At 40.4% G+C, this 25,660-nt stretch carries 19 protein-coding genes; 6 read left to right on the forward strand and 13 right to left on the reverse strand.

Features of this window, described 5'->3' with window-relative positions; translation table 11 throughout:
- From QYZ87_09575 to glmS, 8 genes are all read right to left on the reverse strand, one after another.
- Positions 1-231: fumarate hydratase (locus tag QYZ87_09575; protein MDN4754762.1), on the reverse strand; the 231-nt coding region annotated here is incomplete at its 3' end.
- 12 nt (positions 232-243) lie between these two features.
- Positions 244-1,221 (reverse strand): alanine-tRNA synthetase second additional domain-containing protein, encoded by a 978-nt coding sequence (locus tag QYZ87_09580; GenBank protein MDN4754763.1) that lies wholly within the window; start codon positions 1,219-1,221, stop codon positions 244-246.
- Positions 1,214-1,534 carry a DUF4387 domain-containing protein gene (locus QYZ87_09585; protein MDN4754764.1) on the reverse strand — a complete coding sequence of 107 codons (321 nt, stop codon included), beginning with the start codon at positions 1,532-1,534 and terminating at the stop codon, positions 1,214-1,216. The genes QYZ87_09580 and QYZ87_09585 overlap by 8 nt, the downstream gene beginning before the upstream one ends.
- Positions 1,535-1,556: 22 nt before the next feature.
- Complete coding sequence (locus QYZ87_09590) at positions 1,557-2,933, reverse strand: acyclic terpene utilization AtuA family protein (GenBank protein ID MDN4754765.1); 1,377 nt, start codon at positions 2,931-2,933, stop codon at positions 1,557-1,559.
- A 25-nt stretch (positions 2,934-2,958) separates the two neighbouring features.
- Positions 2,959-4,203: a methylaspartate ammonia-lyase gene (locus tag QYZ87_09595; GenBank protein MDN4754766.1), complete on the reverse strand. Its 1,245-nt coding sequence runs from the start codon at positions 4,201-4,203 to the stop codon at positions 2,959-2,961.
- 63 nt (positions 4,204-4,266) lie between these two features.
- Positions 4,267-5,715, reverse strand: a complete 1,449-nt coding sequence (locus QYZ87_09600; protein MDN4754767.1) for a methylaspartate mutase subunit E — start codon at positions 5,713-5,715, stop codon at positions 4,267-4,269.
- A gap of 52 nt (positions 5,716-5,767) precedes the next feature.
- A complete protein-coding gene (gene glmL / locus QYZ87_09605) occupies positions 5,768-7,150 on the reverse strand; it encodes a methylaspartate mutase accessory protein GlmL (protein MDN4754768.1) in 1,383 nt (460 codons plus the stop codon).
- A gap of 50 nt (positions 7,151-7,200) precedes the next feature.
- Complete coding sequence (gene glmS, locus QYZ87_09610) at positions 7,201-7,617, reverse strand: methylaspartate mutase subunit S (protein ID MDN4754769.1); 417 nt, start codon at positions 7,615-7,617, stop codon at positions 7,201-7,203.
- A gap of 1,153 nt (positions 7,618-8,770) precedes the next feature.
- Between glmS and QYZ87_09615 the strand changes: the two genes are divergently transcribed.
- Together QYZ87_09615 and QYZ87_09620 are read left to right on the forward strand one after the other, a co-directional pair.
- A complete protein-coding gene (locus QYZ87_09615; protein ID MDN4754770.1) occupies positions 8,771-9,088 on the forward strand; it encodes a hypothetical protein in 318 nt (105 codons plus the stop codon).
- 33 nt (positions 9,089-9,121) lie between these two features.
- Positions 9,122-10,465, forward strand: coding sequence for a sigma-54 dependent transcriptional regulator (locus tag QYZ87_09620; protein ID MDN4754771.1), 1,344 nt, complete (start codon positions 9,122-9,124; stop codon positions 10,463-10,465).
- Between the two features lie 34 nt (positions 10,466-10,499).
- Here QYZ87_09620 and QYZ87_09625 read toward each other — a convergent pair whose 3' ends face one another.
- The 5 genes from QYZ87_09625 to QYZ87_09645 all read right to left on the reverse strand — a co-directional run bounded on the left by QYZ87_09625 (position 10,500) and on the right by QYZ87_09645 (position 17,856).
- A complete protein-coding gene (locus QYZ87_09625; protein MDN4754772.1) occupies positions 10,500-11,774 on the reverse strand; it encodes an ATP-binding protein in 1,275 nt (424 codons plus the stop codon).
- A gap of 399 nt (positions 11,775-12,173) precedes the next feature.
- Entirely contained in the window at positions 12,174-14,555 is a 2,382-nt protein-coding gene (locus QYZ87_09630) for an ABC transporter permease (GenBank protein MDN4754773.1), read from the reverse strand.
- A gap of 4 nt (positions 14,556-14,559) precedes the next feature.
- Positions 14,560-15,225 (reverse strand): ABC transporter ATP-binding protein, encoded by a 666-nt coding sequence (locus QYZ87_09635; protein MDN4754774.1) that lies wholly within the window; start codon positions 15,223-15,225, stop codon positions 14,560-14,562.
- A 9-nt stretch (positions 15,226-15,234) separates the two neighbouring features.
- Complete coding sequence (locus QYZ87_09640) at positions 15,235-16,485, reverse strand: efflux RND transporter periplasmic adaptor subunit (protein ID MDN4754775.1); 1,251 nt, start codon at positions 16,483-16,485, stop codon at positions 15,235-15,237.
- A gap of 33 nt (positions 16,486-16,518) precedes the next feature.
- On the reverse strand, positions 16,519-17,856 hold the full coding sequence (locus QYZ87_09645) for a TolC family protein (protein MDN4754776.1): 1,338 nt from the start codon (positions 17,854-17,856) through the stop codon (positions 16,519-16,521).
- A 373-nt stretch (positions 17,857-18,229) separates the two neighbouring features.
- Here QYZ87_09645 and QYZ87_09650 point away from each other — a divergent pair, with 373 nt between their 5' ends.
- The 4 genes from QYZ87_09650 to QYZ87_09665 all read left to right on the forward strand — a co-directional run bounded on the left by QYZ87_09650 (position 18,230) and on the right by QYZ87_09665 (position 25,656).
- Positions 18,230-21,460, forward strand: coding sequence for a S41 family peptidase (locus QYZ87_09650; protein ID MDN4754777.1), 3,231 nt, complete (start codon positions 18,230-18,232; stop codon positions 21,458-21,460).
- Between the two features lie 1,310 nt (positions 21,461-22,770).
- Positions 22,771-24,057: a serine--tRNA ligase gene (gene serS, locus QYZ87_09655; GenBank protein MDN4754778.1), complete on the forward strand. Its 1,287-nt coding sequence runs from the start codon at positions 22,771-22,773 to the stop codon at positions 24,055-24,057.
- A 104-nt stretch (positions 24,058-24,161) separates the two neighbouring features.
- On the forward strand, positions 24,162-24,998 hold the full coding sequence (locus tag QYZ87_09660; GenBank protein MDN4754779.1) for a DUF3108 domain-containing protein: 837 nt from the start codon (positions 24,162-24,164) through the stop codon (positions 24,996-24,998).
- An 88-nt stretch (positions 24,999-25,086) separates the two neighbouring features.
- A complete protein-coding gene (locus tag QYZ87_09665) occupies positions 25,087-25,656 on the forward strand; it encodes an HDIG domain-containing protein (protein MDN4754780.1) in 570 nt (189 codons plus the stop codon).
- Positions 25,657-25,660 lie beyond the last annotated feature (4 nt).

A 25,660-nucleotide genomic window follows, 5' to 3' on the forward strand; every position in this document is an offset into this window, starting at 1 on the left:
ATTAACAAATACCACGCTCATACCAGTATCTTGGCAGAGAGGCTTCTTATTATCACGGGCGATTTCACTATTTTCTAGGAGTGTCCCAAGGATCTCTTGACCCAGAGGAGAACGATCAGAAAGCTTGGACTCCGTCATTCTTTTCTTGATGTCTGGCACCATATAATAGCAGGCATCAATACAAAGCTTCGCTACAAGCTTTGTGATATCTTTTGCTTCAATTTGTCGCATACGAGTAAATAATTAATAATTCTTGCTTAAGAAGTAATAAGAGTTACGATTGTCTATTTCGTTGTGGCTATTAAGATCTGAGTCCATTAAGCCTATCAAGCAGTAGGCACCATATCTGGCATCATAAATAAGCTCTTTATGAAGTGAGAAGTCTTCAATCTCACCAGTCGATCTCACATGAAGTCGGGGTCCATCACAAGGGACAATAGCGTCTCCAATCATGATATGATCTTCATCATAGTAGTCTATTCGGATATCTTCATTGATGATTTCTTTAATCCTATTTTCTAGGCGTTCCAAATCATTGTGATTCAGATTAGGCTTTTCATTGAACTTAAGCACAAATCCTTTGGGTATATCCGCACTATAATATTGAGTCATATCGATACTGAAAAGCTCGTCTAAAGCAAATGACGCTACCTCTTCACCAGAGTGAGCCATCTTTCTGTATTTTAGTGACTGATGAACAATATCATATAGTATTTGAGGTTGTGGACCAAATATTGAAGGGCGAGTAACAATAATCTGTTCGCCTACTGCAAAAATTAGATCCGCATTCCGACCCAAGGCCTGATTGAGAAGATTAAAGTGTTCAACAACAACACGCTTACCACGATCAAGTGCACCTTGAACAAAGTCAACAATCTCATACATTTGAGTGAAGGCTGTCTGAAACCTCATATCAATGTGATACGTTGATGCTTCACGCATTTGATCCAGCCCTCCTCTCACCTGCATTATCTTACGAGGGTTCAGAACATCGTCATCATTTGCCAGTTCAAGACCTGGAAAAATACCACGAATAAGAGACGATTTACCTGACCCTGAATCGCCTATGAAACCAATTAGGCGATCGGTAAAACTCAAGTGGAAATAAGATAATTGCTCCCCGAGCGTAAGGAGTCTCTCCTTACCTCGAGGGGCATAATATTGTGTAGAGACCCAGTGTTCCTGGACTCTCTTAGGTTTTGCAGAGTGTTTACTATGCATCGAATGTAAATCTTACTAAAGGTGCATGTTGCTGTGCACCATAAACGTCAGTTTCTCCTAGAGTACCACTAGGTATTGGGCGTTTGATAGTCGCTTTTACAGCTTTAGCAGGATCGAAGTAAATTACGTGGATAACGTCTTCTACAGGGATATGATACAATTCTGCAAACACTTCTGGAGTAATTGGCTCATGTTCCTTGAAGAAGTTATACTCTTCAAAAGTCTTAAAGATAACATCGAATGTCAATTCATAAGGTCCTGAGTTTTTACTCCGGATCACTGATGCCATATCGATTAGTTTATAAGTTTTCATATCTTGTTATTCCTTTCTCTGATTAATTTACTTTACCATTCTTGAATTCCTTATAGGTAATAGGGAATAGTGATACTGGATCTTCAACTTCCATCAAGTGATAGATATTGAACTCAAATACCTCACCCATGTGTGCATCAGATGGTGAGAATGGCAGTGCTAAGTTACCTGCAGTAGAGACACGACCTTCATAACCAAAGTGAAGCATAGTGCTTCGTGCAAAGCTACAGATGGTGTCTGCTTCTTGCTGAGTAGCTCCTACAGCCTCGATGATGATCAATAACTCACTTCCAGTCTCAAATTCAACCTTAGGGAAAAGTCCCATAGCACCACCTTTACCATAAACCTTAAAGTCTAGGAAATAGTCGCTAAACCCATAATCCTTAAAGTTATTATTGACTCTTGCCTTAACTGCTGCTACAATTTCATCGATCTTGCTGATAAAGATAGGATCTGTAGCTGCTGCACATGAGATGGTACGATATCCAACCTTACGAACACCTTCAAGCTTCACAAAGTAACCGTCAGTAGGTTCAAATACTGTACCTGCTACTCTTACACGGTTCTCAGCAATTTGCTCAAATGTTGTGTTGTGAAGGTTTAGACGACCTCCAGGCCCAGGGAGTAGATAAGGATTAGATTTCTCATATAGAGTATGAGCTGCGATAGATAGTGTAGTACAGATACGATCTGGAGATAGAGTCTCCAATTCGAAGTGATCCTTACGAAGGTATCCAAACATACAGTCACTACCACTACCAGGAAGTGCACAGATAGCTGCACACTCTAGGATCTTACCCATATGGATGGCTAAGCCTTTTGGATAGCCTTTTGAGATAGCTAGTGCAGAGAATACTGTTGGGTCATAAGCACGACCTGCAAGTATTACCTGTGCACCACCCTTTAGTGCTTCCATGAATGGCTCTTCACCCATTTGAGCTACGATACGTACTGATTCGTCTATATCTTTTTCCTGAAGCTCTTCAGCAGGAGCTAGTGGAGTTATTTTTCCATCCTTGAAGTACTTGCGTACCAGTTCTTTATCAAATTCAGATGAGATTTCAGCATACTTAAAGGATAAGCCCTTTGCTTCAGCAATCTCGCGGATGATTTCTCTATTTATCGCTACGTGAGGAGTTCCACCTGAACCACCAGAAGTACCAATGATGACTGGGATACCAGCTTCAATAGCTGCAGGTATCATAATCTCAAGGTCACGTTTCACTGAATTGCGATCTGTAAATGAGATTCCAGCACCAAGGTAGTAGGGACCCGGGTCAGATGAACCTGCATCAACAGCAATCACGTGAGGCTTACGCTTCATCCCTTCCTGGAATGATTCCATTGGGAAACCATATCCAAGGATAGCGGTAGGCGATAACACTCTAATTTCTTCCATCTCTCTTTTCCTTTCTTTATTTTAATTAAAGCACATCTTTAAGTGCTAGTATTCTGCTCATTTCATTGAAAACTAACATATAGCCTTCGTCCACACCCATACCAGGTTTAGCTAGCATTTGCTTAGGTTGAGTAGCCATTGCGATGTGAGCACAGATCTCAGCTGAGCGGTTAGTTTCGTTACATGTTCCACCAAGGTAAGCACCCATGTTGTGTTCCTTGCAATATAGGACAGCCTCGATGGCATTGTTGATACCGCCAAGGTCTGGGGTCTTAATTTGAGCCATGTGTCCAGCCTTTTCCTTAGAGAAGTCAATGATGTCCTCTAGAGTATTACACCATTCGTCAGCTACGATTTCAGCGTCAATACCCTTGTCATCCATAAACTTACGAATGTCATGAAGAGCTTTAATCTGTAGATCCTTATCTTCAACATCCACAGGTCCCTCTATTCTTAGGTGGAAAGGCTTAGCTGCTTCAGCAAGCTCACCAATGAAATCAGCGATCTTTTCCATATCGTTGTCAAATACGATACCAAGAGTACCATATACATCAATGTGGAATGTAGGATTGTATGATTCACTAACTCGTTTCTCAATGATACGATCACGTAGCCACTCAATGTAAGCTTTTAGCTTCTCGCCTTTCAGACCTGTTTTTTCTTCAACATGGTTGAATAATGCGTGAGGAAGTACTTCAGCACCCTTCATGATCATCTTATCCGCATTCAGATAACGGTCGTCACCTGACTGAGTAAAGATAGGAATCATAGTGTCAGAGATCTTAAGATCATACTCCTCTGCAATGACTTGTGCCATTAGTTTATTTTGAGATTTAGCTACTGCATCAAGGCAAGCTTGAGTCACACCATATCTAATAGCAGTATGGAAAGGCTTTCCAGTCTCAGGCTTAATGTACTTATCTACACGATCTGCCATTTCACGGAAAGTGGTAATATCCTTACCTTCATACATCGGTGCGATCTCTTTTAGGATCACAGGGATGAAGTTTTTGGCAAGAAATAAAGGGTCACGACCACCTGCTCCTGAGTATTGTACTGCTGCACAGTCTCCGTGAGCAATGGCTCCATTTTCTAGGATGAAAAGTACTGATATTGATTCACCAGCTTGGCGAACATCCACGAACCCTTCTGTTACTGGTGTGCCAGAGTAAAAGGCACCATCATTTTTCGCACCACGCTTGATTGCACGTTGGTCGTCGAAGTAAAAACCAGTCTTACCAGGTGCACATACTACTTTCTTAATTTTCATGTTTCTCTTTATTTTGTTGATTTTATTTTGTTGATTTTCAGGGTAAATGATTGCATCGTAATATTATTTACGACCAACTAAGAAGCCCTTACCGATTGCATATACGTCATCAATAACCATCTGGAAGTTCACCTCTCTATTTTCGAAGCGAGCTCTCTCTTCAAGTTTTTCCTTGTGTAGCTTTTTGATGTCATCGCTGAATGGTAGGTTACCGGTGTCTAGGAAGCGAACAGCACCAGTATTGTCACGTGCTGGCAGTACCGCTCCAGCATTGTATTTACTTGGGGCAAATGGGATATCAAGTACACCTGCCTCGAATGCAGCTATTGTACCTTGAGCCCAGTCTCCATTTCCAAGTTCTTCAACTTTTGCTAAGATCTGATCCACCTCTGCTTCGATAATCTCAGACTCATTTAGCACCATAGGAATGTTGGTGAAATCTTGGTCGCGAAGCATGCTGATCACCTGCTTTGTAGCACGAAGACCTGCTGCGTTTGCTTCTTTGGTAGGAACACCCATCGCTTCATGAGGAGTTTTCACGATCACCTTTGTTGCTTTCGCAAGTGCAGCAGTTGCTGAACCCCATGAAATTACACCAAATGCCTTAGCTTCGTCCTGTGGGAAACCACCCATCCATTGGTGGAATACTGTTGTTACCTTAACATCGTCATATCCATACTTAGCTAGATACTCCTGTGTTTGCTTCCTAAGTGAGCGAATAGCGGCAACGTCTTGGATTAAGTTACCACACTGTCCATATCCTACAGTGATATCCTTCACACCCTGGGTAGCTGCTAGTAGAGATTCTATAATAGCTACGGCATTAGAAATACATGCTGGGATCAATGTACCTGTTAGTGGACCAAATGGCTCACGGTTGATATCCACACCAGCTTCTGCGTACATACCGCAAAGACGGTCAGTGTACTGCCAATATCTAATAGTACGAGCTAATGAATAGTCTTTAGAGTATGGGATGTTATACGAAATACCTCCACCCTCATATGAAGTAAAACCGCCTGCGATAGAAAGCTCAGTCAGAAGACGAGCATCAGGGGTACCGTGTCGAACCTGTACAGGATTTTTAAGAGCTGATGTTACAGTACGGCAAATATCCACACCATAGTTAACGATTGGGAACCCATTTAGCATGGAGCGACCACTCTCCTTACTTTTTTCAATTCCCACTTCAGCCTCCTTGTAGCGATTAAGACGAGTGTAACTATCAACAGTTGAAGGAAGCAAGTCAGCCTCTCCTTCGTTCTCTAGGAATTGAAGAAGCTTGATGTGCTCATCATAAAGTGCCACACCAGCTCGAGGTTGAATTAAGGTTACTCCCTCTTCTTGTGCTTTTTGAAGTTTTTGGTCAAATCTCTTCTTTGCTGGAATAGACTTTTGGTATTCTACAGCTTCATTGAAGTCCACATGAGCACCTGTAGGCCAAGTGGCTAATACTTCTTTCCTTTCTTTTTGAAATTCGTCGTCGCTAATTCGAACGTTACGGATATCCATAGTTTGTATATTCTTAATAATAAATTTAATCTAATTTCTTTCTCTTATTCCTTTATAGGTACTTAAGCTCTTTTTTCATGATCTGAAGAGCCACATCAGGTAACTCAGCACTCAGAAGTCCCATAGATGCCATTATATATGTACTATCTAGTAGGAACTCTGGCTCCTTAGGTTTAGCAAATTCATAGCAAGCTAGATCATATTTAACTCCAGATAGAATAAATGCTGGGTCTTCGCTGTGTACGAGAGCCCCACCAATTCCTAATACCTTGGACACCTTAGTCAGGTCTTTACCATCAATGGTATAAGCCTGCCCCATAGGCGTAAATACAGAGGTCATTTTCCCAACGTGTCTTTCTGTTGCTATCTTGATGGCACCCTTAGCTAAAGCCATTTCGAACTTTGATTCATGGGTATTTTCAGCCCTTCTTGACTTAACCTCAATACAAGACTTTATCCAATCTTCAAGTTCTTCTTGATTGCTACCTATTTCTTTCGCTGAATCAAAAAGGTCTAGTTCTTCAGCTAGAGAGGATAAGCTATACCTCATGCCTAGATCTCCTTCCACTGTTCTCTTGCTTTCTGGCTCTGGAAGACCCCTCTGCATAATATTCGAGGCTGAAGGCTCTCCTTTCGCTATCGAATAGACATCGGTAGTCGCACCACCTAGGTCAACAGCTAGGAGCTCTCCAATTCCTTCTTCGGTGTGCGTGCCTTTACTGAGCAATTCGCAAGCATTAAGTACCGCTAGAGGTGTTGGGATGATCTCGTTAGCCGCAATGTCTTGAGCTGCTGTTAGTCCTTTTGCTTCGATGATAGAGTCGATAAAGAGCTGCATAATACATGCTTTGGCAGGCAAGATATTTAAAGTGTTAAAGTTGGGCATAACGTTGTCTGTTACGACGAATGGACGCCCAGCCTCCTTTAGTATCTCGCTTACCTCTTCCTCCGCATTCTTGTTTCCAGCAACGATAATGGTGAATTTCCCCTTTATACCAGCTAAGACTTTAGCATTCTTGATAATAGTCTCTTTATTACCGCCATCTGTTCCACCGCAGAGTAGTACTAAGTCAGGTGCAATCTGCTCAATCTCCTGAGCTTCTCTTTTACTGATTTCGAAGGAGTAGGTTTTCATGACCTTAGCACCAGCACTTGATGCCGCCATTCTAGCTGCTTTAGCAGTCAGTTCTGGTACGAGCCCAGATGCCACCATCTTAAGACCACCGGCTGCACTACTGCAGCATAAAAAACGATCGTACTCCCATGTGCTATTCAGCTTGGCATGCAAGCTATCAATCGCAGCATGTAGTCCCTCCATTACATCAGTTTCGATTGTGGTGAATGCAGCCCCCGTTCCAATTATTTCACTCTTTTCAGTGTCAATAGCTGTTACCTTGGTATACGTGCTCCCAAAGTCTGCCGTTAGATATCTCATAAAAAATAGCTTACTATGCTTTTGTACGCAATAAAGCTGAACAAATGTGATTATCTCTCGATTCCAAGAATCTTGTCTAGATCTTCTATAGTGGTCTCAATTGGAGTACCTGGAGGATAAACTTTATTGAAGCCCATATTCATGAATCTCTTTTCTACGTCGGCAAAATCTTGCTTTCCTACGACAAGGTTACCTCCTGCTAGAATAGGTATTTCCTTCAATCCAGCTTCATCACATTTCTCTCTCAGACCATTACAGTCAATTTCGCCATGACCATATAGGGAAGAAACAAGGATAGCGTCAGCATTAGTTTCGATTGCTGCAGAAATGTACTCTTCCTGAGTGACCATTACACCTAAATTTACTACCTTATAGCCAGCTTGCTGCAAAGCAAACGCAATGATCTTATTACCAACTGCGTGAGCATCAGCACCAATGACACCAGTAACTATGGTTTTTCCGTTCATAAAATGATTAACGCCTCTAAATAGCGTTATTATTTAAAGTAAATATAAAAATGAGGGTTAGATTTTGTATGGTTACAAACATACTGGGAAGATGAAGCTTTTTCATCTTTCCACTCGCAAAGGTACAGAAATTAACTAGATTAATACCACAAAAAATGACTGATTGTTACCGAACCTTGCTCAATAGCAACTTTTAGATTCTTAGGCTCTTATCTTCGTTTTTAACTATATTTGACTTATCTATAACCTAAACTAAAAAATTGTAGCGGATGATCCAAATGAGAAACCGAAATGTAATTATTATGCCGTTTTATTTTAAATGTTGTTTTTGAGGTTAGAGGTTATTATTTTATAAGTTTGTGATTTTTATAAAACTTACGTCCTGTTATTCGTTTTTTATTTTTGCCTTCATTACTATCATTTATTTAAGCTGGGTGTAACTTCTCTATTTGATATCTACTTTTGTAGTTATGGCTCTCATACTCTTATGCTCTTCTACTTTGTCGTTTAAACACTTAGCAGAAATATAAGATAAGTATCAATAATGGCATTTTATTTGAGCATTTTATGAGGTAAGTAAAGTATGGCCCTTACTATTTGTAATATAATACTGTGAAATTATTTAGAAAACTCGTATTTATAATGATATAATAGATTTAATTCGTTGATTAATAGTTGTTTCAAATTGGTGATGTTTTGACATCTTTACAATCATTCTAAAAGGCTAAAAGCAGTCAAAAATTAAGTTATATGAAAGAAAAATCTTTCTGATATAAAAAATATATTTTTCTTATGAGAAGCCAAGTGGTTTCTTACAGGAAGAAAAATAGCTGATTATTATAACCTTTTTTTGATGGTACTTTTTATTTAGTCATTGAATCGATAAGTTACAGGTGTTCTGAACTAAATATGTGTCATTTAGGGCTCTTGTGATGTACAGGATGTTTACGATCTTAAGTTTTTTAGCTGTGCTCTCATGCTTATCTATTCTTATTAATTGAATAGAAAAATATATGTAAATTTGCTTAGTCTCTCAGTTGAGACTAATAATATTATGAGATACAGAACAAACTTAAATTTTATTTCGTATTTAACCTTTTTCGCTCTACTTATTATAGTGGGGTGCTCTAGTTGTTCTACTTATAGCCGGTTTATGAGTCGGGATGCAGAGGTTCATAACGTCATCTCTTCTTTGGATCTTGGGATCAGTAGGCAGGATGCTCTGAAAGCTATCAAACACGAACCAGACTATGTAACAAAAGAGTTAATGTCTGATGGTAGTTACGTAGAGAGTCTGGTGTATAAGGGGACTTATTGTAAGGAGATATATGAGTGTACCCCATATATTTATACATTATTTTTTGAAAATGATAAGCTAGTCCTAGTAGATATGCAGGATGATATTGATAAACTTAGAATGGAAGAGTATTATCGAATAGCTAACCAACGGATGAAGAACTTGCGTAGATAAGCTTGTAGCGATTCTTATTGTTTATTATAAGTAATGAAGAAGGGTAAGATAGTTGTCCTTGATGACAATAAAAATGTGCTAAATGCTTTAGAGTTACTTTTTCGAACTTATTTCGAGGAAGCGACATTGATTACTTACCCTTTTGACCTGCTCGATACTATTCGAAAGTCTCAGCCTGATGTGGTACTTCTGGATATGAACTTTAAGGCAGGGATTAATACTGGTAATGAGGGATTGTATTGGCTATCAGAGGTAAAGAAACTTTACCCTGATTTACCCGTAGTCTTATTTACTGCTTATGCAGATATTGATTTGGCTGTTGAGGCATTGAAACGTGGGGCATCAGACTTCGTAGTAAAGCCGTGGGATAATCAGCGATTAATTGATAGCCTATACCAAGCTATGGGAGCAGAGAGTCGCAAGGGTAAGGCTTCGACACATCGTCAAGGTAGAGGTGCTCTAGGTAAAGTCTCATTAGGGCAATCTGCCGCAATGAAAAGGGTGGTGGAGTTGCTGAATAAGGTGGCAGCCACAGATGCTAACTTATTGATTACTGGCGAGAATGGCACAGGGAAGGAGGTCTTTGCTAATTATGTTCATGAGCAATCCTTGCGAAGCCATAAGCCTATGGTTCAAGTCGATATGGGGGCGATCACCGAGTCCTTATTTGAGAGTGAACTTTTTGGCCATGTTAAGGGTGCGTTTACTGATGCCCACTCTAATAGGGAAGGGAAGATTCAAGCAGCGGACGGTGGTACACTTTTTCTTGACGAGATAGGGAATCTGGCTCTGGATATGCAAGCAAAATTGCTTGTGGCACTTCAGAGACGTGAGATAGTAAGGGTGGGGGATAATAAGCCTATTCCCTTTGATGTACGCTTAATTACCGCCACTAATAGTCGTATTTTTGATGCTGTGGCAACAGGTAAGTTTAGAGAGGACTTATTATATCGTATCAATACTATTCACGTAGAGATTCCACCATTAAGAGAGCGTCCAGAGGATATACCTGCATTAGTGCAGCTCTTTTTACAGGAGTATGCTGAGGAGTATGCCAAAGATATATCTGGAGTGAGTGATGATGCTATGCAGAAGCTATGCACACATTCGTGGCGGGGTAATGTCCGAGAATTACGCCATGCTGTAGAGAAGGCTGTTATCTTATCCGAAGGGCAGCAACTAATGACCGATGACTTTCACTTTGAGTATATTCATCAGACTTCTGGTAGTCAGGTGCCTATTACGATAGAAGCCATGGAGTCACAGCTTATTCGTCAAGCCCTCGAAAGGACTAACTATAATATTAGCCTTGCAGCCGATGAGTTGGGTATCTCTCGACCTACGCTTTATTCTAAAATCAAGAAGTACAACCTATAGCTTTTGAAGGTATCATACCAATAGCTATAAATACTTAGAATTCAAGAGTAAAGGTGTTGCCGTGAGGCTGAGCATTATATCTAAGGTTTCCTCCATGTAGTCGCATGATGTAGCGTGAGAGGCTCAAGCCGATGCCGTTGCCATTCTCTTTGGTGGTGAAAAATGGGATGAATATATACTCCTTAATCTCCTCTGGAATAGGTGCACCACTATTATAGATTTTCAGTAAAGGTCGTTTGTTATTGGTATGGTCGGAACTAATAATGATTTCTCCACCGTCTTCTGTCGCCTCTGCGGCATTCTTTAATATATTTTGAAGCACTTGCATTAATAAGCTCCTATCCGCTTCTATTTGCTGTATATCTTGGTTAAGATGCACACTTAATTTGATTTCCTTTTTCAGAACCTCTTCTTGGATAAGAAGTGTCGCCTGGTTCAGTAATTCCTGTATGTCTATTGTTTCGGTGTGAGGTTGAGGGACGGAAGTGAATTTACGATAGTTATCCACAAATGTTATGAGGTGCTCGGAGGTATTATGAATGGTCTGTACCGCTTGGCGAGTAACCTCGTCATGTCCCTCTGGATTATTTAGTAACGTTTCTGAGATGGAGCGAATAGGAGCGATAGAGTTCATAATCTCATGGGTCATTACCCTAATAAGAGAGATCCATGAGTCCGTTTCACGTTCCTCCAGTTCGCTATTGATGTCATTGAGTGTAATGATTATAGCGGTCTCGTACGCTAATTCAGTTGTGTTCTTCTCAACGACTAGTTCTTGAATTTCCTTTTCAGTTTGGATACTGACGCTATTACTCTCATTCTCCTTCATCTCTACTATGGTAGAGTATAGCTCAGGGTACACTTGTCTGATGCGGTGGAGGTGGGTAACGACTGGAAGGGATAGGTAGGATAGTGCAGAGTGGTTAATGAATCGGATCGTGCCTTCAGGTGAAGTGATGATAATCCCTGTAGGGACCTGCTCAATGATTTGTGCAAGAAAGCGTTCGTGGTCCCGTACCTCATCTTGTGTGCGTTGGATCAGCTCCTTGATTTTATTGAGAGTATGATTGAAGTCCTTATTACGTTCGGAGCCACTGCTTTCCTTGAAGTAAAAGGAGTGGTCGCTATTTTCTATAGCTTTTAGGATCGTTATAATGTTTTGTTGAGACTTTTTGAGTGCCAAATAGCTCTTGATCATGAAGAGAATAGCGACCGTTCCACACAACAATGCCACCCACGTAGCTCCTTGGGTGGCAAGGAAGATACCTGCGATAGTAAGGAGTATGCTAATAATTGTATAACTCTTCATATATTATATATCTTTTTAGGGTGGCACGAAGTGCCATCATGTAGAACAAATATAGTGAGATTTTAATTACTATTTTAGGAATAACATGCAGGTATTCCTAAAAGGTTTTAATGTCACTTATGTAGGATTGAGTGATATTGATCGAAAAACAGATTCCAACGAGAGTGAAGGACATTATAGAGCTATTGCATTCAGATTTCGGATTCTAGTTTTGCCCCTTATCATTATTATTAAGAATCCAGTGAAAAAGTATGAATAGAGATAGAAGAGATAGATATATATGTCTTAATAAAAGCGAGGGTGAAAGCATCGCACCTCACCCTCGCAACAATAGACATAGACTCTTTTTTACACTAATCTTTTCTACTCTATGAAAATCATATCACTCTCTGTGTCGGCTTACTCTTCAGTGAGGTACTTTGTTGGGTTCTGATTGGCTGTAAAGTAGCAGTAGATCGCCATGATTAGGCAGGTTGCTACTAATACCCCTAGCCCTATGAGTATGAAATATAGGGGTGATAGGCTGACTTGCTCAGATTGTGTTTCGACCCATGAACGAATGGCAATAAATGCTATGGCCAATCCTAATGTAGTAGATAGGATACCAATCCTGAGGTATCTCGTAATGAATAGCTTCAGTATAGCTCCGAAGGATGCACCATTGACCTTGCGGATAGCTATCTCTTTGCGCCGTCTGGTTACTTCCTCCTCAGTGTATCCTATGATGCCAATGAGTGCGATAATGATGGCAATTGTAGCTCCGAATAGAGTATAATGTCCAAGGTTCTGAATGCCATTAAAGAGATTTCGCATTTCTCTTTCAAGAGAAATTAATTCTGTATCCCCAAAAATGGAGTATTCATTGATGATATCGGTAACTTTCTTCACACTTTCTGGCTCAGAATCTTTAATCCGAATGAGCATGATCTCACAGAAACGGTACCAAGCACCTCCAGCGATGACTACGCTCTCATCACTCAAAAATACTTTTCCAAACCTATTGGTCTTAAAGTCCTTACATACCCCTATGATGGTCATCGGGTTGCTGTGACTAGTGATATTGATTTCCTTACCGATAACTCCATCCGTCCATCCAAAGTCTTCTACTAGATGATGAGCAAAGGTCTCATTAACGATAGCATTCTTGCTGTGGCATGCTGCTGTGTCAAAGCCTTCTCCTTCTACAATAGGAATCTTAAATAGATCGAAGTAGTATTCGTCGCACCAGAAGTAATCCGATACGTTTCTTATCTCTTTGCCACTATCATCGAATAGATTATCACCACTTTGATATTTGTCTATTGGCGTTACTGATGCGAGCGAAACGCTCTCAACCTCGGGAAGGTTACGAAGAACCTCCACGCTATTCTTAATCCCTAAGCTGTCAATAGAGGCGGTGGAAACGCCATACACATTTTGCACATCATATCCCTTATCTAGACGTAGCATGTGGTTGTATTGCTTGTGTACGAAGTAAACGGTACAGAGTAGGAACGTAACGCCGAGTCCTTCAAGGAATAGAAGACCTATTTTCCATCGTCTGTTAGACTGCTGATGATTTCTGATGGTATTCATTAAGGGTTGCTTGGCGATAATTCGCCCTGGTCCCATACTGATGATAAGTCCTGAGACGAATAGTACTCCTAGCATTACTAATGCTGTGGTGGGTGTCAACATCGCTTCTAAAGGTGTATTAAGCATATCACCTATGGTCTTTTTGAAAATCAAGACAAATAGGATACCAGCCAAGAGAGCGAAAAAGAGGTGGGTGATGGTATCTGCTAAGATACCTTTCATGATATCTGACTTCTTCGCACCTAAGCTTTTCCGAATGCCAGTATTTCTGCTACTATTGATGATGGAGGTTATGCGTAGCAGTAAGTAGTTGAATAGTGACATAAGTAGGACTACAATACCTATGATGGCTACTAAGGATAGAGTCGTAGAGACTATATTGTCTTGAAAATGAAGTGACCTTATGGGAAATGGCGTATAAGTCCAGAATGCATTGTATTCTTCTTTTATCTTATCGATATCTTGATATTTCTGTTGCATCCTATAGATGGATTCTTTTATATCCTCTGGATTAGTCCCTTTTGTGAGCTTTATTAGACCAGTGTATCTATCATTGCCTAACCAGTTTTCTGAGCCATCCCAAGTGAAGTTCCCGATAGATGGCATCGAAATAATAATATCCATATCAAAGCTAGAGTTACTTGGTAGTGCCTTAAATACCCCGCCGACAGTGAGATATTTGCCAGGGAAATCTTTGAACTGAATTTGCTTCCCTATGACTTCACCATCAATCTTATCAGCTACCTCATCGCTAATCATACAGTACATAGACTGAGTGAGTATCTTTTTGGGGTCTCCTGATATGATGTCAGTAGTGATGAGGTCAAAAAAGTATTCATCTGCAAGGACAGCTGTATTAAAGGAGATACCACTCTTTTGGTCTGTGAAGATTTTAGAGTCGCCTGTGATACTCGTCCAGCGGGTAGCCACCTCTACCTGAGGGATCTCTTTTTTCATACTCGGTGCTACAGCACCAGATATGCCCATATACTCTTTTGTTTCGCCTCCATTTATAGAGCCGCCGGTGGTTTTCAAGAAGAATACACGGTCACTATCCTTAATATAATCATCATAGGATAGTTCGTAAGCGACCTTAGCCAGCAGGATAAAGCTAATAGCAAAGCCTAATCCCAAGCTAATAATCTTGATGATATTTAAGCGTCCTCCTTTGAAGAATCGCCTAATGGCAAATTTGAATTCATTCATGATACTATTCTTTTACAATGCTACCATCCAATAGGTTAATCACACGGTGTGCATAAGCGGCATCACGCTGAGAGTGGGTGACCATGATGATGGTGGCACCCTCTTTATTGAGGCAGGTTAGTAGCTCCATCACTTCGGTACCATTCTTGGTATCGAGGTTACCTGTGGGCTCGTCCGCAAGGATTAGGTTGGGGTTAACCACTGTAGCTCTTGCAATAGCGACACGCTGTTGCTGTCCCCCTGATAGCTGTCGTGGAAAGTGCTTGGCTCTATGGCTGATGCTCATACGGGACAATGCTTCCTCCACTTTTGCTTTCCTTTCGGCTGACTTCATTCCTAGATAAACGAGAGGTAACTCCACATTTTCCTCTACGGTCATTTCGTCAATAAGGTTGAAGCTCTGAAAGACGAACCCAATCTGACCTTTGCGAATACTTGTCCGTTGCTTTTCTTTAAGATGACCCACCTCATTTCCAGATAAGAGATAACTTCCTGATGAAGGATTATCAAGGAGACCTAAGATATTGAGTAGAGTGGACTTCCCACAGCCCGAAGGCCCCATTATGGCGATAAATTCACCTTTCTTAATTTCTAAAGAGACGTTATTCAGTGCTCTGGTCTCTATCTCATCAGTCCGGAATACCTTTGTAATGTTTTCTAACTTAATCATGATGCTATGTTATTTAATTATCAATTCCAATGCGTTGCCAAAGTCTCTGTATGTAGATACGATTACCTCTTCCCCTTCATCAAGTCCTGATAGTACTTCATAGTACTCTGGATTTTGCCGTCCGATGCGTACCTCTCGGCGATAAGCTTTCTTGCCATCCGAAGAGAGTACGAAAATCCACTGTCCCCCAGTATCTGAGTAGAATGCTCCCCGTGGGATAAGTAGTGCGGTGCTAGACTGCCCAAGCTCTAAGCTAATGTGATAGGTCTGTCCCGTCCGTATATTCTCAGGCTTTTCATCAACGAATACAAACTCAGTCTTAAAGGTCTTGTCTCGCACCTCTGGGAACACCTTTCGTACCCTAAGTTCGAATACTTGCCCTTGTCTTTCACAAGTAGCGGGAAGGTCAGCTCTTACTCTATCAATGTAGTGCTCATCTATCATCGCTTCCACCTTATGATTGCTTAGGACATTGACTTGCCCTATCTTAGAGCCAGCTGCTACCATCTGCCCAATCTCTACATCAAGTAGGCCTAGCTGACCATCGGCGGGTGCTTTGACATTGAGCTGCTGTGTTCGTTCCCGTACCAGTTCTAAGTTACGTCGCATATTGTGCAAGCTCTCCTCCATTTGGCTGACCTGAATACCCCTATAGATTGAGTCCTGCTTTTGTCTGTTACGAATGAGTTCGCCACTTCGTTTAGCAAAAGTATAGTCCTCTTGTGCCTGTAGGTACTCTTCCTTAGAGCAAAGCTCTTCTTTGTAAAGCTCCTCATACTGCTTAGCTTTGCGTAACTTCCGCTCAATTTCCAAATCCACTTGAAGGCTCTCTTTCTGGATATTAAGCTTCTCTTGCTCCATAGTAACTTGCGTGTTTCGTAGGAAGTTTTGCTTTTCAGCTAGCTGTGCTTCGCTATCCAATATGCTGAGGTTAAGAGAGGGGTTGGAGAGTCGTACTATGATGTCACCTTTCTGGACCATCGCACCCTCTTCTACCAGCTTTTCCTCTACCATCCCTCCTTCGAGAGCACTGACTTGAATGCTACTGAAGGGCTGTACTTGACCTTCTACCTTGACATAATCATTAAACTTTGCCTGCTCTACAGTTGCCGTAACTAATTGCTCTTTATTCACTTTTATGGTCTTGCTATTTAGCCCAGTCAATCCCCAGACGAATAGCCCGATGATGACAATACCGCCAAGGATGTATTTGCCATATTTCCCAAGAGGTTTCCTCTTTTGTTCTATTTTTGTATCCATTATATGATTGTCCTTTATGAACTTTGAAAATATTTATTGTATGTAATAGGCGAGCCACTCTTTCTGAATAAGGTATATCGTCAGCTTTCGTGCTACTTCAATCTCTGCATCCTTAGCACGAGTAGCCGTTATACTAAGTTCAACGCTACTGATGTTACCTACGGAATAGTTCTTGAGGGCAGCATCAAAGACCTCTTTTAGGTGATGAGCTTGCTCTGTCGCAGCGTTGAACTCCTCGACCGAAGCATTTAGATTGAGAATAGCTTCCTGAATATCTTTGTAGATCTCATTCCTAGTTTCATCTCTTCTGTTTTCTTCTGCATAATACTCGGCTTTGGCTCGTCTTAGACTGTTGCTTTTTTTTAATCCCGTGAATATATCAAAGCTAAGTGTGGCTCCAACGTATGCACCATATCTATTCTTTATTTGATCTCTGAAGGCTTCATGTGGTGTGCCGTCCATATAAAAAGAGTAGCTGGTATTGACTCCAGCGAAAAGATTAATGCGGGGAAAGAAGGTGCCAATTATACTTTTGTAAGCCGCTTTACTACTCATAAGTTTTTCTTCTGCAATCAGTGCTTTAGGGAGTTTGTGTAAGGCAATAGCATACACCTCATCTGCCTGTAATAGCGTGGGCGTAACATCAGTATATCTAAGGCTGTCATTGATGATTAGCTCCTGATCTATTGGATAGTTCATGATGGCCTTTAGTTGCAGCATTGCCATCTCGTATTGATTGCTTTGCTGTGCCAGTTTGAGTCTATCAGCCGCAGCAAGAGCTTTCATCTCTGATACATCTTGACGTGCTTTCATCCCAAGGTCATACATCTTTTCAACTTGTTTTCTTTGGTGTTCACTATTGGTAAGATGCTCTATCGCTAGTCTCTTGAGTTCCTTTGTGTAAAGAAGGTTATAATAAGCCTCAATGGTCGACATTCTCACATCTTGCTCAGTTTGCTTCATGGATTCTCTGCCTGCTATCTGTTCAAGTCGCTCTCTCTTAATATTAAAAACAGAGTATAGACCATCAAAAATTAATAGTTGGGCTTCGATACCATAGCCATTTCTAAATGAACTGGTATTGGTGTACGTATTAGTGGTAGGGTCAATCCCACGCCCATAACTTATATTTGCTGAGGTGCTTGCGGATATATTTGGCAATAATCGTCCGATAGCATCTCTATAATTTGCCGTGTTAATGTGATCTTGAGCCATAGAGAGATGTATTTTCGTACTATGCTCTAGTGCGTACGATATACAATCCTCATATGTATATATTTCGTTCTGTGCATATGACGAATAGAAAGTGAGAAATAGCAATAAGGTGCTGGTCACGATACGTCGTCTTTTTGTATGCTTCATGATACTCATATTTTAGTTTTCTTTTGTATCTCACTTAACGTACCACAATAGACGTGCCAAATTTATATTTTATTGATTATTAGGTCTTTTCGTTTTCTGTAACTTTCTTCGTTGTAAAGTTTCTTTACACTAAGTGTATCAATTTTTTACAGAGTTATTTTTGTAGTGATGTTTATTGTGATGACCTATAACTCTTATCTAAATTGAATGGTAACGAAACATTCATGATGCTTAGTTTGTGAATTTGAGTTATAAACTTAAGAAAAGCATGGCTGTTTTTCTGATTTATTTGGTTTTATCATTGTTTTTTTGTTACTTAGTACATTAATTTTATTAAAGAATAACATCAATATTATTTTAAACCATTCATAAATTTTAGAAAATGAAATTTTTACGATTTATCTTGGCTGTGATTACTTGTGTCATGGTCGGCACTTCTGTATGGGCTCAGACGATATCGCCTTCTTGGGTACGATATACGGCACTCAGTCCTAAGGGCGATGTGATCGCCTTCTCCTATAAGGGGGATATCTTTACAGTTCCTGTCGGTGGAGGTCTGGCTTCCCAGATAACATCTAATCCAGCCTACGAGAAAAGTCCAGTCTGGAGTCCTGATGGCGAAACATTAGCATTTGCTTCAGACAGAGAGGGCAACTTTAATGTCTATATCACCTCTAAGTTAGGTGGTAAGGCGACTAGACTTACATACAATAGTAGGAATCAAGTCCCAGTCGCATTTAATGGTAATGACAAGGTGATTTATGATGCTAATATTCGTCCTGATGTGAACATGGGGCTTTTCCCATCTGGTACTTTCTCTCAGCTATATTCTCAGGATGTCAAGGGTGGTCGTCCTGAAGTCTTCTCTGCTTGGTCTATGGTGGATCCATCTATAGGAGCTGATGGTAGAATCCTTTTCACAGACATCAAAGGGTACGAAGATCAATTCCGTAAACATCACACTAGTTCGATTACTCGCGATATTTGGATGTTCACCCCTTCGAAAGATGGTGTAGGTACTTATAAAAAATTGACTAGCTTCAATGGCGAGGATAGAAATGCCCTCTGGTTACCTGGTCAGAAAGAGTATCTCTATACTAGTGAACAAGATGGTACACTTAATATATATAAAGGATCAATTGATGGTGGAGCTCCTCAACAATTGACCACATTCACCAAGCACCCAGTACGCTATATGAGTATGGATGACAGGGGTAATGTGGCATTCTCATGGAATGGTAAGCTCTATTATATGCCTCTAGGTGGCACTCCTAAGGAAGTCCCAGTAAGTATCATTGCTGACTATAATGATAGCGAAGTGGACTATAAAACTCTTACTAGAGGAGCAACTGACTATGAACTCTCTCCTAATGAAAAAGAGGTGGCTATCATTGTACGAGGTGATGTCTTCGTGACCAACATAGAATATGGTACAACGAAGCGTATCACTAACACTCCAGATCAAGAGCGAAGCCTTACTATCAGTCCTGATGGACGGAAGCTTGTATATGCAGCTGAGCGTGACGGCCAATGGAACCTATACATGACTGAGTTAGTTCGTAAGGATGATAAGCTCTTCTCTTACGCAGTAGATCTAAAGGAAACTCAGCTTACTGATAGTGAATTGCCTTCATTTCAGCCTGTATTTAGCCCTGATGGTAAGGAGATCGCATTCCTAAGAGATCGCTCTGCCATTTATGTACTCAACCTCGATACTAAGAAAGAGCGTAAGGTGATGGATAAGAAGTTTAACTACTCTTATTCTGATGGAGACCAAGATTTTGCGTGGAGTCCTGATGGAAAATGGATTATTACAGAGTACATTGGTGTTGGTGGCTGGAATAATAAGGATGTCGCTATTATCAAGGCTGATGGTAGTGAAACAGCACATAATCTAACCGAAAGTGGATACTCCGAAGGTAGTGGTCGCTTTGTGATGGATGGCAACGCCATCGTCTTTATGTCTGATCGTGCTGGGTACCGTAGCCATGGTAGTTGGGGTTCTGAGTACGACCTCTATATGATGTTCTTAGATCAAGAAGCTTACGACCAATTCATGTTGGATAAGGAGGAGCGAGAGATCTTTAAGGATGATGAGGAGAAAGATGAAGATAAAGATTCAGAAAAGAAAGATAAAAAGGGAAAGAAAGATAAGAAAGAGGAAGCTAAGAAAGTAGCACCACTGAAATTTGAGTTGGATAATCGGGATAATAGAACTGTTAGATTAACCCGTACCAGCGGTCGCCAAAGTGACTTTGTGATGTCTTCTAAGGGTGATAAGCTCTATTACTTGGCTTACTTTGATAACTCTACTAATCTCTATAGCTTTGATCTCGCTGAGAAGAAGACTGAGTTAATGCTTGAGGATGTGGGATCGGGCAGCCTTGAATTAGGCAAAGATGACAAGACTCTTTATTTATTCTCATATCGTGGTGCTAAAAAGATTGAGGGTAAGAAGCAGACTCCAATTAACTTTGCAGCTAGGTTTGAACACCAAGCAGCAAAAGAGCGTGAGTACATCTTTGATCACGTTGTAAAGCAGACTGAGAATAAGTTTTATGACAAAAATATGCATGGCGTTGATTGGCAAGGTTATGCTAAAGCTTATCGTGAATTCCTTCCACATATCAATAATAATTATGACTTTGCTGAGCTCCTTTCAGAGCTGCTGGGTGAGCTAAATGCCTCTCATACTGGAGCTAGATATAGTGGCTCAAGTGCTAAGCTAGCTACAGCTTCTCTTGGGTTATTTTATGATGAGAGCTATCAAGGCGAAGGTGTTAAGATTGCCGAGGTGATGAAGGGAGGCCCAATGGATAAGGCTAAGTCTATCGCCAAACCGGGTGTGATTATTCTCAAAGTTAATGGAGAGGTTATTGCTGAAGATAAGCCTCTAGAGTTTTATCTCAATGGTATGGTTAATCGTTGGGTGCAACTGACATTGAAGGATACCAATGGCAAAGAGGTTGAGGAATTAGTACGCCCAATCTCTGTAGGTGGTGAAAATAATCTTCTGTATCGCAGATGGGTCGCTCAGCGTGAAGAGATGGTTCAGAAGTGGAGTGATGGCAAGATAGCTTATGTCCATGTTAGAGGGATGGATAGTGGCTCATTCCGTAGTGTGTTCAAAGATCTATTAGGAAAGTATCGTCATTGTGATGCCGTCATAGTAGATACCCGTTTTAATGGTGGAGGATGGTTGCATGAGGATCTTGTGATCTTACTAACAGGTAAGGAATACAGCCGCTTTACTCCAAGAGGACAGTACATAGGTAGTGACCCATTCGGACAGTGGAATAAACCATCTGCCGTTCTGATGAGCGAAGGTAACTACTCTAATGCTCATGGCTTCCCATGGGTTTATAAGACTCTAGGTATTGGTAAGCTGATCGGTGCTCCAGTTCCTGGAACTATGACCGCTGTATGGTGGGAAACTCAGGTGGATCCAAGCATCGTATTCGGTATTCCACAGACTACAGTAAGTGATCTAAATGGTAAGCCATTAGAGAATACTCTACTCGAACCAGATATTTTAGTTTATAATACTCCGGAAGAAAATCTTACTAATTATGATGCCCAGCTCAAAGCAGCTGTGAATGAATTGATGAAGTAAGGACTGATTTATCATACGACAAGGCGTATCAAATGCTCTCTGGGTATTTGATACGCCTTCTTTTTATATGATTTTTATGGGTATAGATTATAGGATATTTTTTATTGAAGTCCAGTAAAAATCAAAAAATCCCCCATAACACATTGGATTATTATATTTCATAAAACGAAGAAAAGAGAGCTTGTCTCATAAACTATTTTGATTCGCAACAAGTTATGTATCTTTATCGGACACCAATATAAACGAATCGTCAAAGAGGTCGGTGAGATCATCATGACATTTAGCTACTGTATCTCAAGTAGGTCAAGATGAACCACCCCTGACCATTCGTAAGCGACTTAATCGGAATAGGGGCCAATACAAACCTAAACATTCATTTTATGACGTCTTAATAATAAAAGAAGACTGCTAATATACCGCTGATAGTCATACATCTTGTTGCATTCCAAAATGAATAATACGAGCTTTCAAAACGCAACTCTAAGTGTAAATTTTGAGCTAAACGACGAGCTAAAAATTTAGTTATATGAAACATCAACGCTTCTCATAGGAAAAATATATTTTTCCTATGAGAAGCCGAACTGTTTCCTATAGGACGAAAATTCACCCTTAATAGGCACTCTTATATATGACGCACCTTTTATTTTGTCACTTGTTTTTAAGCTCGGCAAAGAGGCCATAAAATGTTCTAAATGGCACCAATAAAACCTATTTACAGAAGCAAAAACTCTATTCGCATAAAGTAACTTGAGAAAAGCCAAGATTAGACTCTATATTCAAAATTTCTTTGCCAAACAGCAATGAAGACAGTCCGCTAAAAGACGTACTTTGCTCCGTAGTTAGTTTAGTTTTTCATGAATTACAAGACTAAGCATAAAGGACTAATCCCTAGTAATGGAATCAGCCCTTTTCTTCTTGTGATATAAAACTTTTATCAGCCATCATTTGATATTTTTGAAGGTTGCGTACGCTGTTTGAGACACACACTATGTTTGCCCAGAAATTTGAATAACAACAACTTATTTTCTTAGAGATGGTTACTGTGTTTGATAAGTTATAGATTCTCTAATAAATCACTACTCTATTTCGATGATTGCTCTCTTTTTGACGGGAAGCGTACTTTAGATCGATGAATCTTTTGGGCTCTACACGAAATAGGAAATAGTTCTCTGAAAGAATCAATAAAGAATGATTGTATTTGACTCTTATAAGTAAATGAAAAATCGTTATCTTTGTCTTGTTGTGAATGAACCATTGTTCTGGGAATTATTATTAAGTACAATGGGTAACAAGTAAAGTGCAATTAATTTATGTTGACGACTAAATATCTCCTTGAGGAGACTGATGATGCGATTAAGAGACTAAGGATAAAAGGGGTGGATGCTCGCGAGACTATCGAAAAGGTCCGTGAACTTGATGAAAAGCGTCGTACCTCGCAAAGCCAATTAGATGATTTGCTAGCACAGCAAAATAAGATATCGAAGGATATCGGTCTCCTAATGCGTGAGGGGAAGAGAGAGGATGCTGAGAGTGCAAAGGCTCAAGTATCATCTCTGAAGGATAAAGCGAAGGAGCTAGAAGAGACCAAGAAAGCACTCGAGGAGCAATTGCACCAATTGATCGTGGAGTTACCAAATGTGCCACATATTTCTGTTCCAGAAGGCCGAACAGCTGAGGATAATGTGGTAGAGAAGAGTGCAGGTGATGTGCCTACCTTTGAGGGTTTTGACCCGCTACCACATTGGGAGCTAGCGAAAGAGTATGACTTGATTGATTTCGAATTGGGTGTAAAGATTACCGGTGCTGGTTTCCCTGTTTATAAAGGCTATGGAGCACGTCTTCAAAGAGCACTGATTAACTTCTTCCTTGATAATGCTCGTGAAGCAGGTTATCTGGAAATACAGCCACCTTATATGGTGAATGAGAATAGTGGATATGGTACTGGTCAGTTGCCTGACAAGGAGGGACAGATGTATCATGCTACTTTGGATAACTTATTTTTGATCCCTACTGCAGAGGTTCCGGTAACCAACATATTTAGAGATGTGATCGTGGATGCACAGGAGTTTCCTATCAAGTTAGCAGCTTATTCAGCATGCTTTAGGAGGGAAGCTGGGAGCTATGGAAAGGATGTTAGGGGGTTAAATAGACTTCATCAATTTGATAAGGTTGAGATTGTGCGTATTGATCACCCAGATCATTCTTACCAATCCTTAGAAGAGATGATTGCTTACGTTGAGGGATTAGTGCAGAAGTTGGAATTGCCATACCGTATTCTAAGACTTTGTGGAGGTGATATTAGTTTTACCTCGGCATTGACCTTTGACTTCGAAGTCTATTCAGCGGCTCAAGAGCGTTGGCTAGAGGTGAGTTCTGTGTCTAATTTTGAGAGCTTTCAGGCTAATCGCTTGAAGTGTAGATTCCGTAATGAGCAGAAGAAAACCGAACTCTGCCATACCTTGAATGGAAGTGCACTGGCATTGCCTAGAATAGTGGCTGCCATATTGGAGAATAATCAAACCCCAGATGGAATAAATATTCCAGTGGCTTTACGCCCATATACAGGGTTTGATCGTATACCGAAAACCCAAAAATAGTGATGTCACAGGAGGTGAATTTTATCTTTTCCCTCCTTTTAGCATCTAATACTTAGGTGAGATCTGTATGTGGCAGGCGACCTTATTTTATAAGAATTAAATGTATGATAAAATATAATAGAAGGCAGTTTGCCAAATTTATTCTGCTATTAATAGTAGCTACTGTCGGTTTCCCGAATGTGGTTTCTGCACAGGAAAAGAACGTATTGTCGTCCTCGACAGTATTTAATAATGACGAAACGTTTGAGTATAAATTGATCTTCAAGTGGGGCGTCATTCGTGGTAAAGTAGGTGAAGCAAAGCTATATAATAAAAAGATCAATTCAGGTCAGCAGTATTTCTCTAAGTTGACGTTCAGGTCCGTAGGTATAGGTGATGCCTTTTATAGCCTAAGAGATACATTTGAAACGTTATACTCAAGTAATCGTAAGCCATTGAGATTTGAAAAGCGGGTAAATGATGACGGTTATATAATGTTTGATGAGATTTCATTTAAGCATTCACCAAGTGTTATCCGTGCTTCTGTGAAAGCGTATGTCCCAGATAGAGTAAAAGTAGATACAGTCTATACTTATAATCCTAATGAGATAGAGGTGGTTGATATGCTTTCTACTCTTGCTTTCGTGAGGGGCTTTGACTTAACCAATCCTGAAGCATCTATTAATGGCAAGAGAATTGTAATCCCAATAGGTCGCTCTCAAGTTTATACTGAATGTCAGTATGGAGGTACTGAGGTGCTTAAGAAACCTGACGGGTCTAAAGTGGAGACTGTTATAATTATCTTAAGTATTCAGGATGAAGCGTTCGAGAATAAGAAAGATGCAGTAACAGTATGGGTTTCAAGAGATGAATACCAAATCCCATTAAAGGTTACTGGTAATCTAAAAGTAGGTCGTGTTGTGGTAGAGCTTACCTCATACTACAATAAAAGTGGGTCCTAAGCACCCAGTAACTTTGTGAATATATAATAAGACTTCTCTATATCTTTTGTTTCAAGGTATAGGGGAGTTTTTTGTAAAGGTCGAGTTTATGAAAGCTAATAAATTGAGAAAATCAAAAGCCTTAGTTGAAAAACTTTTACTAAGGTATTATAATCGTGATTCAAAGGCATTTAAGATTCTATTAAAGCATAGTGAGTGTGTCGCAGAGATGGCACTGGAAATAGTGGATAATCATCCAGAATTAGATCTGGATAGAAGCTTTGTCTATGAGGGTGCTATGTTGCATGATATAGGTGTATTTGCGTGTCATGCACCGGGGATAGGCTGTATGGGGGAAGAGCCTTATATACGACATGGGGTTATTGGTTCTGAAATCCTGACAATGGAGGGGTTGCCACTACATGCTTTAGTCTGCGAGCGACATACTGGAGTAGGCCTGTCGTTGGAGGCCATTCTGAGGCGAGGACTACCGCTGCCTCATAGGGAGATGGTTCCTGTATCCTTGGAAGAGCAGGTGGTCTGCTTTGCAGACTGTTTTTTCTCAAAAAGTGGTGATCCCGCTGAAAAGAAATCGATCGCTCAGATCTCCAAAGGGATGGCAAAGCATGGACAGGATCAGGTGAATAAGTTCAATCTTTGGTGTGAGAAATTCCTTTGATATC

The organism is Porphyromonadaceae bacterium W3.11 (assembly GCA_030434245.1).
Taxonomy (GTDB): Bacteria; Bacteroidota; Bacteroidia; order Bacteroidales; family Porphyromonadaceae; genus Porphyromonas_A.

Coding starts and splice junctions, on each gene's coding strand:
- QYZ87_09580 (MDN4754763.1), bottom strand. CDS start 1,221: ATGCATAGTAAACACTCTGCAAAACCTAAGAGAGTCCAGGAACACTGG.
- QYZ87_09585 (MDN4754764.1), bottom strand. CDS start 1,534: ATGAAAACTTATAAACTAATCGATATGGCATCAGTGATCCGGAGTAAA.
- QYZ87_09590 (MDN4754765.1), bottom strand. CDS start 2,933: ATGGAAGAAATTAGAGTGTTATCGCCTACCGCTATCCTTGGATATGGT.
- QYZ87_09595 (MDN4754766.1), bottom strand. CDS start 4,203: ATGAAAATTAAGAAAGTAGTATGTGCACCTGGTAAGACTGGTTTTTAC.
- QYZ87_09600 (MDN4754767.1), bottom strand. CDS start 5,715: ATGGATATCCGTAACGTTCGAATTAGCGACGACGAATTTCAAAAAGAA.
- glmL (MDN4754768.1), bottom strand. CDS start 7,150: ATGAGATATCTAACGGCAGACTTTGGGAGCACGTATACCAAGGTAACA.
- glmS (MDN4754769.1), bottom strand. CDS start 7,617: ATGAACGGAAAAACCATAGTTACTGGTGTCATTGGTGCTGATGCTCAC.
- QYZ87_09615 (MDN4754770.1), top strand. CDS start 8,771: ATGAGTCGGGATGCAGAGGTTCATAACGTCATCTCTTCTTTGGATCTT.
- QYZ87_09620 (MDN4754771.1), top strand. CDS start 9,122: ATGAAGAAGGGTAAGATAGTTGTCCTTGATGACAATAAAAATGTGCTA.
- QYZ87_09625 (MDN4754772.1), bottom strand. CDS start 11,774: ATGAAGAGTTATACAATTATTAGCATACTCCTTACTATCGCAGGTATC.
- QYZ87_09630 (MDN4754773.1), bottom strand. CDS start 14,555: ATGAATGAATTCAAATTTGCCATTAGGCGATTCTTCAAAGGAGGACGC.
- QYZ87_09635 (MDN4754774.1), bottom strand. CDS start 15,225: ATGATTAAGTTAGAAAACATTACAAAGGTATTCCGGACTGATGAGATA.
- QYZ87_09640 (MDN4754775.1), bottom strand. CDS start 16,485: ATGGATACAAAAATAGAACAAAAGAGGAAACCTCTTGGGAAATATGGC.
- QYZ87_09645 (MDN4754776.1), bottom strand. CDS start 17,856: ATGAGTATCATGAAGCATACAAAAAGACGACGTATCGTGACCAGCACC.
- QYZ87_09650 (MDN4754777.1), top strand. CDS start 18,230: ATGAAATTTTTACGATTTATCTTGGCTGTGATTACTTGTGTCATGGTC.
- serS (MDN4754778.1), top strand. CDS start 22,771: ATGTTGACGACTAAATATCTCCTTGAGGAGACTGATGATGCGATTAAG.
- QYZ87_09660 (MDN4754779.1), top strand. CDS start 24,162: ATGATAAAATATAATAGAAGGCAGTTTGCCAAATTTATTCTGCTATTA.
- QYZ87_09665 (MDN4754780.1), top strand. CDS start 25,087: ATGAAAGCTAATAAATTGAGAAAATCAAAAGCCTTAGTTGAAAAACTT.